The sequence below is a fragment of the Odoribacter sp. Z80 genome (assembly GCF_009935865.1).
In the GTDB taxonomy this organism is placed as follows: domain Bacteria; phylum Bacteroidota; class Bacteroidia; order Bacteroidales; family Marinifilaceae; genus Odoribacter.
In genome coordinates, this window is sequence record NZ_QWEL01000001.1 from 348,627 (window position 1) to 365,322 (window position 16,696).

A 16,696-nucleotide genomic window follows, 5' to 3' on the forward strand; every position below is an offset into this window, starting at 1 on the left:
TAAAATCATTCAACATGAAACATCTATTTACCGGAATCTTCTTTTTTCTGGCTTTTCATTTTTCCCTGTACGCCCAACAGGAAGAAAGTCTGAGAAAAAAAGCTTTAAAAGCAGAGCCTTATGGCACTTATTCAGAAGTAGTTCTTCTCGACAGCACCAGTGTAAACGTGGCACCTACCGGTTCCGGTAAATTTTCCATTTACAAAGCAATCCTGGTCCAATCCGTCCCGGGTGCACTGAATAACCGTGTAATTTGTTTCGATTATGACCCGCTGACTGCCTTTGCTCAATTTAAATATGCCAATATCCACAAAGCAGACGGTACAATCCACCCCATAGACATTCAAAAGGCACAGGATTACACGGCACCGGCACGGGCCATATATTGGGGAGCCCGGCAAATTATGCTTGAAATCGGTAAATTGGAACCGGGCGATATTATAGAATATGAAATCGACAAAAAAGGCTTCACTTATGCTTTATTGACCGGCAATAATGAAGAAGAACGTTTCATCCCTCCCATGCGTGGCCAGTTTTATGATATTGTACCTTTCTGGTGTAGTACCCCCACCCTCCGCAAAATTTATCAGGTATCTATCCCCCGGGACAAAGACATGCAATATCAATTCTATCAAGGTGAATGTTCCTCCTCTGTCCGCTACGATGACACCCGGAAAGTATTTACTTTTGCCAAAGATAACCTGACTCCTTTTCCAAGGGAATCGAACATGGTGGATTTCTATGATGCAGCCCCAAAATTGATGATGTCTTCTACTCCACGTTGGGAAGAAAAATCCCTCTGGTTCCACAAAACCAACGAAGACTATGGAAGTTTCGCCCCCTATCCTGCAGCCCAGAAAAAAGTAAACGAACTGATTCGGGGCAAAAAAAGCGAAATGGAAAAAATTGCCGCTTTAACCCACTGGGTAGCCGATAATATCCGCTATGCCGGCATCACTATGGGGAAAGGCGAAGGGTTTACCCTCCATCATACCCAGATGAACTATACCGACCGTTGCGGAGTATGCAAAGACATTGCCGGTACCCTGATTTCTTTCTTGAGAATGGCCGGCTTTGAAGCCTACCCGGCAATGACAATGGCCGGCAGTCGTGTGGAAAGTATACCGGCAGACCACTTCAATCACTGTGTAGCTGTCGTCAAGTTGAGCAACGGAACTTATATGCCTTTGGACCCCACCTGGGTACCCTTTTGCCGGGAATTGTGGAGCAGCGCAGAACAACAACAGAATTACCTGCCGGGAGTCCCGGAAGGCTCGGACCTCTGTATAACTCCGGTTTCAGCTCCTGAAAATCACTATTTCCGTATCAAAGCCAACGGAAAATTAAACAAACAAGGAACATTAACGGGACAATTCATCGTGACAGCAGAAGGCCAGTCTGATTCCAGAATCCGCCGCATCTTCACCTTAGGATGGCAATCGGAATGGAAAAACAGTATGGAGAAAGAACTTCTGGCCATATCGCCCAAAGCCCGCTTATTGAGCGTGGACTGGGGAAAGGATCCCAAGGATTATCAGGCCGGGCCTATCCGGATTGTCTTCCGCTATGAAATTCCGGATTATACCATTACCGGTAACCGGGAAATGCTTTTTAAACCCTTATCCATGAACAACCTTTATAATCAGGTCCGGAGCTATTTATACATCAATACTTCTCTCCCAGAACGCCGGTATGGTTTTAAAGATGCCTGTTCGCGACTGGTAGAACTGGAAGAAACCATTGAAATCCCCAAAGGCTATCGGTTAGTGAACAGCACACAAACCCGAAAACAAAGCCCTGCCGCCGATTTTGAAGGTTACATCCGCCAGCAAGGGAACAAAATAGCCATCCATCAAAAACTGACCCTGAAGAAAAGAGTGTATGAGACCACCGATTGGACAGGTTTCCGGGAAGCAGTAGAAGCACACAAGGCTTTTGGCAACTATCTCATTATAAAATAAGTCAGATTAAAAAAACAAAAACATGAAATATACCATATCATTTCTTATAGTTATCTGCTTGTTTCTGACCGGACAAAGTTTTGCAGATCCGGCAGAAGCAGAATTCCGGAATTTAAAAGAGACCTGGATTCTACGGGAAAACGGAAGTCAGGAATACCGTTGCTACAAAGAGTTGACCCTCTTTACCCATACCGCTATGAATTCCACTTACGGCGAGACTTTTATCACTTATAATCCGGAGTTCCAGAAATTAAAAATACATGCATCCTACACCAAGCAGAAAGACGGAACCATTGTTCAAACTCCTGCAAATGCTTTTATAGAAGTCCTCCCCCGGCAAGCTGAAAAAGCTCCGGCCTATAATCACCTGAAAGAAATGGTAATCGTACACACCGGTCTGGAATTAGGAGCTACCATCTACCTGGACTACTCTATCCTTTCCGAACCCGGATATTTACCAGAAATCAATATTTGCCGGGAATTACAACAAACTTCCCCGATAAAAGAATATACGTTCTCCCTTCAGGCTCCTGTAAGTAAGACCATACACTACGCAACTTTAGCCTTCACCCAAAGACCGGTTGAAGTCATTAAAGAACATCAAAGGGAATGCATCTGGAAATTCGTTAACCTGCCGGCCCGCCCTCAGGCTCCGGAAGTGAACATACAGAACGGAGACCTGCCGGCTATGGTCGTTTCGACCTATCCGTCCATCCAGGAAGCCCTCCAAAGTCTGTATCAACAATTCGATACCGATCCTTCTGCTGAAATAACGCAACTGGCAAAAAAACTAACAAAGGAGTGTACTTCCGACACTGAAAAATTGGAAACCATTTTGTCATATATCCGCAATCAAATTGCCTTCTGTCCGCTTCCTCTCGAGGAAACCGGTTATCGCTTCCGGGCAGCGTCAGCTGTCCTTGAAACAGCCTACGGCACGGAGGCAGAAAAAATAAACCTGCTGAACATTTTGCTGAAAGCCTGCAACCTGCATGCCACTCCGTTTGCTGCTTACGGATTGAACATAGCTCCGGATGCCTGCGGTCTGAAAACCATGAAACAACTCGTTGTGCGGGCAGAAGCGGAAGGAAAAAGTTACTGGTTAAACATCCACAATACCTCAGATGCCTCTCAGGACGCTTTATTCCTGTCAGGATTAGCTGACGGAGAAAAAATCACTCCTCAATCCCGGGAGAAATGCATACGATATACTGCCACCCTTAACCTCTCTGCGGAACAACAGGTAACTGCCAGCATAGAGGCCGGGTTCAGTCCCACTTACATTCCTTACTTTAAAGTCAATCCGTCTGCTTTCATCTCATCCCTACAGGACCCGGAAGTAAATACCTCCTCCACGGAAACAGTTATCAAAGGCAACAGCAACTGGCAACCAAAGGAACAAAACGGTTATCTGATTCTCTCATTACCGGAAACAAATCAGGGAATCAATCATTCGGGCTATGCACGATATAACAGTAAACGCCGGAACAGACTTCACGTGCCTGCCCCCCTGGAAGAAACATATCAGTATACTATTGAACTCCCGTCCGAGATTCAGGTATGCACTCCGGCTGTAAACAAGAAAATTGAAAATAAAATCGGAGAGCTATTCATAACAATAACACCGAACGGCTCTACCGTAAAAATTTACCGGAAACTGAAACTAAAAAAAGCGATGATTACCCCCGAAGAATATCCCGACTTCCGGCAACTTATAGTGGAATGGAATGCTCCCAACGAACGTCAGCTCCTCCTGAACCGGAAATAAAAATCTCATGACCATTTGTCCCGGCTGTTATTCCGGGACAATGGTTATTCTTACGCTTCATCCATCCCGAACCTACAACTTTCGATTCCGTATAAATCATCGTTTCAAACTCACCATCATATGGAGCTTTCACCGACACATAAAATAGGTCTGGTACTCAGTGGAGGAGGTGCCAGAGGATTTGCCCATCTTGGAGTGATTCAGGCTTTACACGAAAATGGTATCTACCCGGATATTATCTCAGGCACCAGTGCAGGTGCAATCATTGGGGCTATGATAGCTTCGGGTCATACACCGGAAGAATGCCTCCATTTCTTTTTGGGCAAGAAAATACTTCATTTTGCCCGGCTGACCATGTCTAAGAAAGGCATTATGATTCTCAACGGAATGGAAGAAAAACTGAGAGAATTCTTGCAAGTAAAAACCTTTGAAGATTTAAAGATCCCCCTTGTGATTACAGCCAGCGATTTTATGAATGCCACTCCGGTTCATTTTGAGCATGGAGAATTACTCCCCTGCGTTATTGCCTCTTCTTCCATTCCGGTTGTATTCACCCCCAGGATGATTGACCATGTCGAATATGTTGACGGCGGGGTTTTTATGAACCTGCCGGTAAGGCCTATCCGCAAAAGATGCGAAAAGATTATTGCGGTGGAAATCAACTCCATTGACACTTCCGAGAAAATCACCAACATGATAGGTATGGCTATCCGGTCCTTCCATTTGGGTTTAGACCGGAATACCGATATTGACAGAAATATGTGCGACATTTTCATTGCCCCTCAAAATATGACCAAATACAGCATATTCGACCTTGAGCATGTGCAGGAAATTTACAATGAAGGCTATCAGACAGCCCAACGCATTCTTCACAGTTCCGTATTGAAAAATTCAATTCCGGTTTCAGCCTGAACAATCAGCCGCTGTCTTATCACTTCCCGGGCAATATGCCATCTTCTTCAACCTGTGATAGACCCATACGAAAGCGGGGATTAAAAACACATCTGCAGCCATCCAGGCCGTTGGGTCTCCATAGCATACTGCAATGTAACCGAATGCCGGCACAGCATAAAGACTTATCAAAGCCCGGGCTATCATTTCTGATACCCCCGATAACATAGCCAGGTTCGTATAGCCCGCCCCCTGGATGGTATAACGTAAAATACAAAGCAATCCCAATGCAGGAAAGAAATAAGAAGATACCTGCAAAAACAATTCGGTATTCCGGATAATCTCCGTCTCTGAAGAATCTACAAAAAGCAAGGCAAGCCAGGTTGCCCCGAACCTTAAAAGAATAAAAGTAGCCATAGCATAAACCATCATCATTCCACTACTGGACTTAATACCTTTCCAGATACGTCCGGGCTTCCCCGCTCCGTAATTCTGACCGCAGTAAGTAGCCATGGCTATCCCCAGACTTTCAAAAGGACAAATGAAGAACATCTTTATGCGTACACCAGAAGTAAACGCCGCAACACAAGCCGTACCGAGAGCATTATTGGCACTTTGCAACATGATACTGCCAATGGCCGTAATTGAAAACTGCAATCCCATAGGAACCCCGATATTCATTAAATGGCGGGCCAGTTTCACCTGGAACTGACTTTCTTCCGGAGAGCTTCTCAGAATCCGGAAATGCCGGTACATATATACGTAGCATAAAAAGGCTGATACTCCCTGAGCTATCAAAGTGGCAACCGCCGCTCCGGCAACACCCCATCCCAATACCAAAATACAAAACAAATCCAACAGGACATTCAGCACCGTCGAAAACAATAAAAACCAGAATGGAGTCTTACTGTCCCCTAAGGCACGGATGATGCTGGACAATAAATTGTAAAGGAAAGTACAGGGAACTCCTAAAAAAGTAATCAATAAATACAAATAAGCTCCTTCAAATATACTTTCCGGAGTCTGCATGATACGCAGTATATCTGAACAATATACAGCAGTAACGATAGCTATCGCCACCGAAAAAATCCATGAAAGTTTCAGGCTGACAGCGACATAACGCCGCATCATGCTGTAATCCCTGGCCCCAAACTTCTGGGCCACCGGAATTCCGAAACCGCAACTGCAACCGTTGCAAAAACCTAAAATCAGAAAAATAACGGAACTACTGGCTCCGACAGAAGCCAAGGCGTTTATTCCCAGATATTTCCCGACAATAGCCGCATCCACCAACGAATAGGTCTGCTGAAGTAAATTTCCCAGCAGAAGAGGCATAGTGAAATGAAATATCAGAGGCAATGCCGGCCCCGCAGTCATCTCTCTCGAAGTAGCCATAATCCGGGCAAGAAAAACGTTTTTATCTACACATCAAAAAACGAAGCATTACCCAGCCCCCGAAAATCTGGAATAAGATACCCGGTAAACCAACCCTAAAATCCTGCACAGCAAGATGGAAATCACCGGTCATAGCCCATTCGCCGAGTGTTCCGGCCACCTGATACCCCAATACAACAACAGTCAGCAACAACAACGAAAATTGTTTGAAACGGGAAGCCGTCCATCCGGCAAAAACAGCCAGCAACACGGATTTCAGCAAGATAACCGGCAATACAGCCGGTAATGGCATTCCAAATAAAAAAGAATTTGCCAGGGGAGAAACTACCGCCGTGAGCAATCCAACCCGCCAACCATATTTATAAGCACCAATCAGAGTGAAAAAATAAATCGGCAGCCAACGCACACCTCCTTGTGGAATAAGATGGCATATCTGGGGTAAAAGGAGATTACCTGCCACAAACAAGAAAGCAACCAGATAGGTTTTGGCCTGGTGATAATCCCACGAATAAAGTCTTACTGTTGTTTGCATATACGTTATTTTTAATTCATTTTACTTCGGAACCATCATTCATGGCACATTTTTAATAAACTCTTCTATTTGTTCCAGGCATTCTTCGGGTGTCTGCAATTCAGCACACCGGGTTTCCAAAGGACACCAGTCCGTTTGCGTACGATTAATGATATGGGGAACACAACGAAGATAGGTCACTTTTATTTCCGTTCGTTCTAAAAGTTCACAGGCCAAACGGCTGATTACCGGAGTACATAATTCTTTTACTCCCCCTATAATCATCAATGCCGCCGCCGCTTTACCAACCACTTTATCCGCTACGGAAGCCCCTTTCAGAAATCCCGGTTCCCCCACCAGCAATTGATAAAGCCCCACCACTCCCCGGTCCTGCATCATCCGGATTTCTCCACCCTGCCGGACCACACACGTACATTGCCCAGTCTGCAGACATTCCATCAGGTTGTTCTGTTCCGGACTTCCTAAGATTTTACCTTCCACCATTAAAATTCACGTCCTTGTTTCAAGTCCTCTACAAATTTGTCTATACGCTGCATTTCCTTCGGTATGGCTATACCTTGCGGACAATGATGCACACATTGACCGCAAAGGATGCAATGATTGGCCTGACGCAGCCGGGGAACCGAACGGTCATACCCGATCAGGAAAGCCCGACGGGCTTTCCGGTAATCGGTATCGCGTGAAGAAGAAGGCATACGCCCCTCGTTAATGCATTTATTGAAATGCAGCAAAACACCGGGAATATCCAAACCATAGGGACATGGCATACAATATTTGCAGTCATTACAGGGAATAGTCGGATAACGGAGTAAAGCCTGTGCCGTCTGTTCCAGAAACTCTTTATCCTCCTCCGTCAAAGCCTCAAACGGTGCATAAGTCCGTAAATTATCCTGCAAATGTTCCATATAGGTCATTCCGCTCAGCACAGTCAACACTCCGGGGAAAGACCCTGCAAAACGAAACGCCCACGAAGCAACGCTGGCCTCAGGAACCCGTTGCCGCAACTTGGCTGCAATATGGTCATGCACATTCGACAAACGCCCACCCAGCAAAGGTTCCATGATAATTGCCGGAATACCCCGCTTTTCAAGCTCTCCGTACAGATACTCAGCATCGGTATTACGGGCATTCACTTCCTTGGCATGCTTCCAGTCCACATAATTCAACTGTATCTGTACAAAATCCCACTTAAATTCCTCATGCCGGGAAAGCAGGTAATCAAATACCCTGATATCTCCATGATAAGAAAATCCCAGATTACGGATACGGCCAGCCTCCCGTTCCTTCATCAAAAAATCCAGCATACCGTTAGCCATATAGCGACTCTCAAACTCGGCCATACCGTTTCCCATTCCTACAGCATGCAGCAACATATAATCAATGTAATCCACCTGTAATTCCTTAAATGAATTACGATACATCTCCATAGATGCCTCACGGCTCCAGGTCGAAGGAGCGAAATTAGACAACTTTGTAGCAATATAATACTTATTCCGGGGATAACGGCTCAGGGCTATTCCGGTGGCCCGCTCAGAGCGTCCCCGGCAGTAAGCGGGAGAAGTATCGAAATAATTCACTCCATGGGCAATGGCATAATCCACCAAGGCATTGACAGTTTCCTGGTCAATTTCTTCACCGTTTTCCGGAGCTCCGGCATTCCGGATAGTCGGCCAGCGCATACAACCATATCCCAATAAAGACACCTGTTCTTTTGTCTTGGGATTAGTCCGGTAAGTCATTTTATCGGTAGGAATTTCTTGCTGTACTGTCCGGTTTCCGGATAAAGAATTGTTCCTGGAATCACAACCGGAAACTGTAGCTGTTACAGCTACGGTTCCCATACCGATACGCTTCAAAAATTCCCGGCGGCCTAATCCTTGTTTTCTATCTTCTTTTTTCATCCGTTCATATTTTAGATCGTTCTGTGAACTTCATGCCCTTCGACATACATGGCACTGAAAGGACGAGAGGGACAAAGATTTTCACAAGCCCCGCATCCGATACAGCGCTCAACGTTTACTACCGGTATCCGGGGAGACTCCGGACGGGACGGATCAGACAAAACCATCTGGATCGCCTCTGCCGGACAATGCCGGACACAATTGTTACATTTTACACCCTCTTTGACAGGTATACAATTCTCCCTGATCCATACAGCATGTCCTACCTGAATAGCAGATTTATCCGCAGGAGTTATCTTTGAAATAGCACCGGCAGGACAAACCTCACTGCATTTCGCACATTCCGGCCGGCAATATCCCCGTTCATAGGAAACTTCCGGCTGCATGAAAGCAGATAAACGGGCAGACGGCCTGAGCACTCCGTTCGGGCAAACAGAAACACAAAGCTGACAAGCAGTGCAATGCTGCGTCATATGCCGCAATCCCAGGGAACCCGGCGGTACAATCGGAGTTGTCCGTTCCGGAATCTTTTTATCCAAAATCAACGCAAGGCCTCCATCCACCTTTTTTTCCTGAGCACGGGCAACAGCTGACGCCGCCCAAAGTCCCATTCCGGTTAAAAAAACACGCCTGCTCCCATCCGTCTTTTCAGATTTCCTGCTTTCCGGAGTTCTTTCTTTTTTCAATCGTAAACCGTATCGGATAGCTCCCTGATTACAGACTTCCATACAATTCATGCAAACCACACAACGGCTGTAATCGATATGATAGTTTTGACTGTCTATACAAGCCGCCTTACAGGAACGGGAACAAAGACCACACTTTTTGCACTTTTCCGGATCCAAAACAGGACGAAACAAAGAATACCGGGCCAAAAAACCCAATACAGTCCCCACCGGACAAATCGTATTGCAATAAGTCCGGCCATTACGCCATGCCAGAACAAACAAAACAACAAAAGTAATACAAGCAACCAAAAATGTGGGCAAACTTCTGATCCATACTTCCGTTTCATAAAAAGCATAACTGTCTACACGTTCTGCAAAATAAGCAAACAGATTATTGCCCCATTGCCAAAACGGAGCCAACAGATTTTGTGCTATACGGCCATAAGAACTGTAAGGAGCCAACAATGCCGCTACCGAACCGATACCTGCAACCAGGGTGATTACAAAAAAAAGTAACACCAAATACCGTAACCAGGACAAAGCCGGAGAATAAGAAAAGCGATATTTCTTTTTCTTACGCCGTCCGTTTATTCCGGAGATGATGTCCTGAAAAACGCCCAGCGGACAAATGACAGAACAATAAATACGGCCAAAAACTAAGGTCAGCACAATCAACCCCGCCACAATCCCTACATGCAAAGCCAAAACTGCCGGTAAAAACTGGATTTTCGCCAACCACCCTACCACAGCATGAAGAGTTCCTGTAAAATCCAGAAACAAAAGTGTGATAAGTATAAAACAAACCGCAGCAAGCGTTATTCTGATTTTTCGTAACATAATCTGTATATTAGTGCAATTCTATTTCCCTCCGGTCACTACAATGAATTTACGTAAATAAGATTCCCGAACCCGGTCTTCTTTATTCACCAAACGTATATACCGGGCCTGACAATTCAGAGCAGCTTTCAATTGGGTAGCTTGCTGTGTGACAGGAAGAGTTGTCCAATGCTCTCCGTCTGCCGAAACTTCCAATTGCAACCATTCGGCACTGTTTTTTACCCCGAAATCAGCATCTAAAGCCTGCAAATCATAAACCTTATCCAACTCTACCCCCAGGTACTCTCCGGCCCCCCACTTCACCACTTCCAGCAAAGGAGACATCACCACCCGGGTAGTCTTCACCCGTACCGGCAATTGCCTGAACTGAGCCACTGTACTGAAAGAACGGTGAGGAGAAGTAAAGACTTCACTACTCAAAGCAGTACCGGATTTCCGGTTAAATTCCTGCGTAGCCAGCACAAAAATACTATCAACCAATGGCTGCATCACCTTTGAACCAGTCTTTACCCCCGGTTGATACGGATTCTGGTTATATGTTTGGTCTATCTGAAAACTTCTTTGCTGCAAAGCCCTCAAATGCTTGTATTTCCTCATAAATACAGCCTTATCTCCCTCTTCAACTGCCTGCACCATAGCCAAAGCCTCTTTTCCGGATTCACCCAATACCTTAAACTGATAAAGCCAGGGAGTCATTTCTGCTACTAATTCCTTATTTCCTTCATCAACTAAAAGCAAATCAGCAGTCTCAAGGATACGTTCAAATTCATCTGCCAATGCCTTGAAATCATCCCGACCATATTTCCCCTGCCGGTAATCTTTCAAAAAACGTTCAGCCACCGGCTGAATATCCACCGATTCCTCCCGTCGGTACCCATGTACGTTGACTCCTAAATCAGAATTATGATTGACAAAAGTCTGCAAAGCCTCCGATTGTTGAGGCAATAAAACTTTTACAGCAGCCTTCCAGCTTGCCTGACTATTGAATTGCCGGGGATTCCAGGCATAATCGGCAACACTGAATATAGCAATCTTGGAAGCTTCCGCATGCTCCATCGGATTAGTAACAAAACCCGACATTTCATCTTTCACCTCTGTGTCATTCCCGTATACTGCCCCCATCAACAAATGGTCCCTGACATAATCAGATACAGGAAAATTCCACCAGATATAAGCAGGACGCCTGATCTGAGGATTCACCCAAGCCAACCCCTCTTTGGTGATATCGGAAATCACCCGGTCCCCCGTCCACATAATCTGAACAGAAGAATTCAGTTCCTCACCCAAAGTCTTCAAATACCCCCTGGCAGGATTGGACCAACTTTTATTATACTCTGTAGGACACATAATCAGGGGAGTAACATCCTTCTTCACTTTCACAAAACGGTCATCAATCTCATTCAAAAGTTCTGCCTGTCGCCGGGGGTCAGTTCCCTCACCGGAAATATCATCAAAAAAAACCGCAAATGAACGAATGCCCAATTGATACATCGACTCAAACTTAGCCAATAATATCTCCCGGTCCTCCGAATTCCATTTGATATCCTGTCCCGGGTGAATGGCCCATACAAAATCCACTTCATTTTCTTTCGCCACCTTCACCAGCTCTTTCAATTGCCGGGCCTCCTTTTCAGGATAAGGCTTCCGCCAATCCGGACAGCTATGGTAAGGGTCATCCTTAGGTCCGTAAATATAAGTATTCATCTTATTGGCTCCGTAAAACTGCAACTGGCGCATACGAGCCTGATGGCTCCAGGGCGTACCGTAAAAACCCTCTACAACACCCCGGAAACGGACAAGCGGATAGTCTTTCACTTCCGCCAAAGGAAGCTGTTCCCCTTGGGCCAGTTGCCTCAGAGTTTGCATGGCATAAAACAATCCGCGCTCATCATTTCCGGCCAATACGATACGGTCTTTGTCAATCGACAGATAATATCCCTCAGGATGCCGGGGTATCATCCGGGTGTATTTGCTAACTGCTTTTTCTCCCCTTTTGCCGATACAGACAGCAACCGTATGCTGCTGCTTCCCTTTTTTCAGGATAGTACCCAATTGCCTATACGTATGGAAATGAGCAACTGTATCTCCCTCCATCCGATAAGAGTCCGGCCAGGGCATTTGTCCTTTTAGGATTACAGACTGTGGTACAGGATAAATGGCAACTTCCTGAGCCATCCCCGAAGCACCTATCAGCCACAATACCGACAAAACAATAAATCTGATTCTCATAAACGCTACACTTTTAATTTGCTTATTTAATTTTCTCTTCAATCTTACTCACAATAACAGCATTTCCCGCAATAATAGAAATACCCCGGTTTTCCCGGAAAGGCTTGATTACTCCTCCGGCTTCTTCTACAATCAGCATTCCTGCGCACACATCCCAGGGTTGCAAACTCAGCTCCCAATATCCATCCAAAAAGCCGGCTGCAACACAACACAAATCGTAAGCCGCAGAACCCATTCTCCGTATTCCCCTGAGATGAGGCAACAAAGCAGCCAGATTGGAAGCATTATTATCCGGATTAACATCCTTATCATAAGGAAATCCCGTCCCCAACACAGCATGTTCCAAATCCGTCTTCGCAGAAACCTCTATCTTCCGGCCATTCAGAAAAGCCCCTCTCCCATGAATAGCCGTATACAATTCATCAAAATAAGGGGCATACACCACCCCCAACACCGTTTTTCCCTGATATTGCAAACCGATAGATACTGTAAAAACAGGTAATCCCTGACTATAATTGTTAGTCCCATCCAACGGGTCAATCACCCACCGATACTCAGCACACCCGGCATGCACACCGCTCTCCTCTCCCAACACCGCATGACCGGGGAATGCCTTATCTATTTCTTCGATAAGAAAAGCTTCACTTTCCCGGTCCGCACGCGTAACCACGTCATATACATTCGATTTCGTATGTATATCCAATTCATTCCCCCTAAAATAGCACAAATGTATATTCCCTGCTGCCCGGGCCCAACGGACTGCCAGTTCCAATGTTTTATCCAGATCCAGTGTTGACATATCGCTTTTATCTATTTCCTCCATATCGCATTACAAGCTGATGGGCACTTCCTGCCACTCTCCCCCATGAAATTCCGCCACAGTCCGGAAACCGTTTTCCAGTAAAGCCTGAAGAGCCTCCCTACGACCCGCATTCACCAACTCCGGGAAATGCGTATCGGAATTTACTACAACCGGGATTTTCCACCGCTTCAACCACTTCCAGTCTTCCAAACAAGGGAAAAAACATCCCCTTTGCGGATAACACTTTGTATTAATTTCTATGTAAAGCCCTTTTTCTGCCACAAACGCAAACAAATCCTCCAGTTTCTTTTGATACCACTTTCCACGCGTCAAATCAGGCTCACATTGCTCCACATTATAAAAAATCTTATTGGCATGCCCGACAAAATCGAATCCTCCCTTTTCCACCAAATGCATAGAAGCCAGAAAATAAGCACTCACCAATCCTTTCAGATCTCCGCGAAACTCTTCTGCCAAAAGTCTCCGGAAATTTTCAACGCTGGTATCGGTATCTATGATCTTTCCCTCAGGCGTATATACCAGATGTACCGAACCGATACGATAATCCAAAGACAATTGCTGAAAATAAAGAATGGCAGGATGCTGTTCTTCATTCAGATAGTCTATCTCCATACCTGCATACAGCTCAATCTGCCCCCCATACAATCCTCGCAAACGGTTGACCTCTTGCAAATAATCGTCCACTCTCTCCCGCAACAGAGTCCATGCGGTCGGAAAAGGAAGCGGAGCATGGGAAGAAATACCGTAAGCAGTAAAACCCGCTTTCACAGCTGATTCCACAAAAGATTCCATGGGAGCTCTCCCGTCACAAAAAGAACAATGGCTATGGTAATTAGTCAGATTCATTATCCTACATCCGGTCCGGCATTTCAATACCTAACATTCCCATCGCATTTTGAATAGCTACCGCACACTCCTTAGCTAAAAGCAGACGGAAATTTTTCAATGTCAGTTTTTCTTCCTTCAGAATAGAAAAATCATGATAAAATTGATTAAACTCCTTAGCCAGGTCATAGGAATAATTAGCCAGCAAAGCAGGACTGTAAGTCACTCCGGCTTCCTTCACTACATCCGGCAATTTAGCTATCAACTTAATCAGTTCCTGTTCCTTTTCAGAAATGGAAATATGTATATCTATCTCCTGCGGAACTACTCCCGAGTCAGCGGCCTTCCGCAAGACAGATTGAATCCGGGCATAAGTGTATTGGATAAAAGGACCTGTATTTCCGTTAAAATCTATGGATTCTTTCGGATTGAACAGCATCGTTTTTTTCGGGTCCACTTTGAGAATAAAATATTTCAAGGCTCCCAAAGCTACTTTCCGGTATACCTCTTCAGCCTCCTCAGTGGTATAGCCCTCCAATTTTCCCAACTCCTGAGAAGTCTCACGGGCTGTATGAATCATTTCCTGCATCAGATCATCGGCGTCCACCACCGTCCCCTCACGGGATTTCATCTTTCCTTCCGGCAATTCCACCATTCCGTAAGAAAGATGCTTAATCTGACCGGCCCACGGAAAACCCAGTTTGCCGCAAATCAGGGAAAGAACCTGAAAATGGTAATTTTGCTCATTCCCTACGACATAAACCATCTCATCCATGTCAAATTCCTGAAAACGTTCATAAGCCGTTCCGATATCCTGGGTCATATACACAGAAGTTCCGTCATCCCGTAACAAAAGTTTATGGTCCAAACCATCGCCGGTCAGGTCAGCCCAGATACTGCCCGTTTCTTTACGGTAAAGCACCCCGTCAGCCAACCCCTTCAATACAATATCCCTTCCTTTCTTATATGTCTGGGATTCAAAATACACTTTATCGAATCCGACACCCATCAACTTATAGGTCTCATCAAACCCTTTCAACACCCAGTCATTCATTGTCCTCCACAAAGCCACGGTTTCAGCATCGCCGGCCTCCCACTTCCGCAACATTTCCTGCGCTTCCAGCAAGATAGGAGCCTGTTTCTTCGCCTCTTCTTCCTCCATTCCCTGACTTTCCATCAGTTGTTTTACCTCTGCCTTGTATTCTTTATCAAACCGCACATAATAATCACCGACAAAATGATCACCTTTCATTCCCACAGATTCCGGCGTAGCCCCATTGGCAAATTTCTTCCAGGCCACCATACTTTTACAGATATGAATACCCCGGTCATTCACCAGATTCACCATTTTTACATCATGCCCGTTAGCCTTTTGAATTTCAGAAACGGACCATCCCAGTAAATTATTCCGGATATGTCCCAAATGCAACGGTTTATTGGTATTAGGCGAAGAATATTCTATCATATAGGAATGTCCGCTCTTTTCCAGGCTATAGCCATATTTCGGATTCCGGGAAACGTCATTAAGCACCTCCAGCCAATAAGCCGAAGCAATTTCAATATTCAGAAATCCTTTAACAACGTTATAATCCTTTATTTCTTCAATATGTTCCTTTAAATATTCACCCAACTCCTGACCGGTTTCTTCCGGAGATTTTCTGGAAAAACGGGTAAACGGAAATACCACTACCGTTAAATCACCGACAAACTCTTTGCGCGTTGCCTGCAACTGTACCTTATCACTTTCCACCTCAGCATCATAACATTGTTTTACAGCTTCAATGACCTTCGCCGTCAACAGACTTTCTATACTCATATCTATATTTTATAGTTTTCAACGGTTACAAAAATACAATTATTCACCAAAACACGAGAAATTCTTGGCTATATTTCTCGCAAGCATTTTTTTATAAATAGATATACATTGAAGTTATTTTTATACTTTTGCCCGGAAATAAACCTTTCAAACAATAAGTTCTATTATTCATTTTAAATCTTAAAAATATGGAAAGTTTATCTACACTATCCCTGGATACTTTAACCACAAAACTGATTGACCTCAGTGTATCTTTAGGGAGTAAGCTGGTTATTGCACTGATTGTATTCTTCATTGGAAGATGGTTGATAAAAAAAATCAACCGGCTGGTGGTCAGAATCATGGAAAAAAGGCAAGTCGAAGCATCCCTGTTCTCGTTCACCAGAAGCTTGGTCAGCATCACCCTGAACTTTATTTTCGTTATTGTCCTGATTGGTATTTTGGGAATAGAAACCAGTTCTTTCATTGCCCTGTTTGCTTCTGCCGGTGTTGCCGTCGGCATGGCTTTAAGCGGAACCCTGCAAAACTTTGCAGGAGGAGTGATGATTCTACTGTTTAAACCATTCAAAGTCGGCGACTTCATTGAAGCACAGGGACAAAGTGGTACCGTCAAAGAAATCCAGATTTTCAACACCATTATGACAACGGCAGATAATAAAGTGATTATTATTCCCAATGGAGGCTTGTCTACCGGTATCATGAAAAACTATTCCAAGGAAGCAACCAGACGGGTTGACTGGGAATTCGGTATCAGTTACGGCGAAAGCTATGACAAAGCCAAAGAAATAATTGTCCGGTTGTTAGAAAATGACAACAGAGTCCTGAAAGACCCCGCCTACTTTATCGCTTTAACCTCCTTGGGCGAAAGCTCCGTAAACATTGTTGTCCGGGCTTGGGTCAATGCCTCCGATTATTGGGGAGTATTCTTTGACATGAATGAAAAAGTATACAAGACATTTGCAGAAGAAAAACTGAATATTCCTTTCCCGCAAATGGATGTTCACTTGTACAACGAAAAATAAACCTTTCGGCTTATGCCCCATTAAGGTT

At 44.9% G+C, this 16,696-nt stretch carries 13 protein-coding genes; 4 read left to right on the plus strand and 9 right to left on the minus strand.

Features of this window, described 5'->3' with window-relative positions:
• The first annotated feature begins 14 nt into the window (after window positions 1-14).
• The 3 genes from D1136_RS01460 to D1136_RS01470 all read left to right on the plus strand — a co-directional run bounded on the left by D1136_RS01460 (window position 15) and on the right by D1136_RS01470 (window position 4,641).
• A complete protein-coding gene (locus tag D1136_RS01460) occupies window positions 15-1,961 on the plus strand; it encodes a DUF3857 domain-containing protein (protein WP_161875840.1) in 1,947 nt (648 codons plus the stop codon).
• Window positions 1,962-1,983: 22 nt separating this feature from the next.
• Window positions 1,984-3,729: a DUF3857 domain-containing protein gene (locus D1136_RS01465; RefSeq protein WP_161875841.1), complete on the plus strand. Its 1,746-nt coding sequence runs from the start codon at window positions 1,984-1,986 to the stop codon at window positions 3,727-3,729.
• A gap of 120 nt (window positions 3,730-3,849) precedes the next feature.
• Complete coding sequence (locus tag D1136_RS01470; protein ID WP_161875842.1) at window positions 3,850-4,641, plus strand: patatin-like phospholipase family protein; 792 nt, start codon at window positions 3,850-3,852, stop codon at window positions 4,639-4,641.
• On the opposite strand, the gene D1136_RS01475 is transcribed toward D1136_RS01470, so the two are convergent.
• The 9 genes from D1136_RS01475 to argS are packed head-to-tail and all read right to left on the minus strand — an operon-like array spanning window position 4,633 to window position 15,646.
• A complete protein-coding gene (locus D1136_RS01475; protein ID WP_161875843.1) occupies window positions 4,633-6,015 on the minus strand; it encodes an MATE family efflux transporter in 1,383 nt (460 codons plus the stop codon). The two genes, D1136_RS01470 and D1136_RS01475, sit on opposite strands and share 9 nt — an antisense overlap.
• 22 nt (window positions 6,016-6,037) lie before the next feature.
• A complete protein-coding gene (locus D1136_RS01480; RefSeq protein ID WP_161875844.1) occupies window positions 6,038-6,547 on the minus strand; it encodes an ECF transporter S component in 510 nt (169 codons plus the stop codon).
• A 39-nt stretch (window positions 6,548-6,586) separates the two neighbouring features.
• The gene (locus tag D1136_RS01485; protein WP_161875845.1) at window positions 6,587-7,030 is read right to left on the minus strand and encodes a DUF1893 domain-containing protein; all 444 of its coding nucleotides are present in this window, start codon (window positions 7,028-7,030) and stop codon (window positions 6,587-6,589) included.
• A complete protein-coding gene (locus D1136_RS01490) occupies window positions 7,030-8,448 on the minus strand; it encodes an aldo/keto reductase (RefSeq protein WP_161875846.1) in 1,419 nt (472 codons plus the stop codon). Before D1136_RS01490 ends, D1136_RS01485 begins: the two co-directional genes overlap by 1 nt.
• An 11-nt stretch (window positions 8,449-8,459) precedes the next feature.
• Window positions 8,460-9,953, minus strand: a complete 1,494-nt coding sequence (locus D1136_RS01495; RefSeq protein ID WP_161875847.1) for a 4Fe-4S binding protein — start codon at window positions 9,951-9,953, stop codon at window positions 8,460-8,462.
• 21 nt (window positions 9,954-9,974) lie between these two features.
• Window positions 9,975-12,182 (minus strand): beta-N-acetylglucosaminidase, encoded by a 2,208-nt coding sequence (locus tag D1136_RS01500; protein ID WP_161875848.1) that lies wholly within the window; start codon window positions 12,180-12,182, stop codon window positions 9,975-9,977.
• A gap of 22 nt (window positions 12,183-12,204) precedes the next feature.
• Window positions 12,205-12,981 (minus strand): inositol monophosphatase family protein, encoded by a 777-nt coding sequence (locus tag D1136_RS01505; protein WP_161875849.1) that lies wholly within the window; start codon window positions 12,979-12,981, stop codon window positions 12,205-12,207.
• A gap of 30 nt (window positions 12,982-13,011) precedes the next feature.
• Window positions 13,012-13,851 carry a histidinol-phosphatase gene (locus tag D1136_RS01510; protein WP_161875850.1) on the minus strand — a complete coding sequence of 280 codons (840 nt, stop codon included), beginning with the start codon at window positions 13,849-13,851 and terminating at the stop codon, window positions 13,012-13,014.
• Window positions 13,852-13,855: 4 nt separating this feature from the next.
• The gene (gene argS, locus D1136_RS01515; RefSeq protein ID WP_161875851.1) at window positions 13,856-15,646 is read right to left on the minus strand and encodes an arginine--tRNA ligase; all 1,791 of its coding nucleotides are present in this window, start codon (window positions 15,644-15,646) and stop codon (window positions 13,856-13,858) included.
• 188 nt (window positions 15,647-15,834) lie between these two features.
• On the opposite strand from argS, the gene D1136_RS01520 reads away from it, so the two are divergent.
• Complete coding sequence (locus D1136_RS01520) at window positions 15,835-16,668, plus strand: mechanosensitive ion channel family protein (protein ID WP_161875852.1); 834 nt, start codon at window positions 15,835-15,837, stop codon at window positions 16,666-16,668.
• Window positions 16,669-16,696 lie beyond the last annotated feature (28 nt).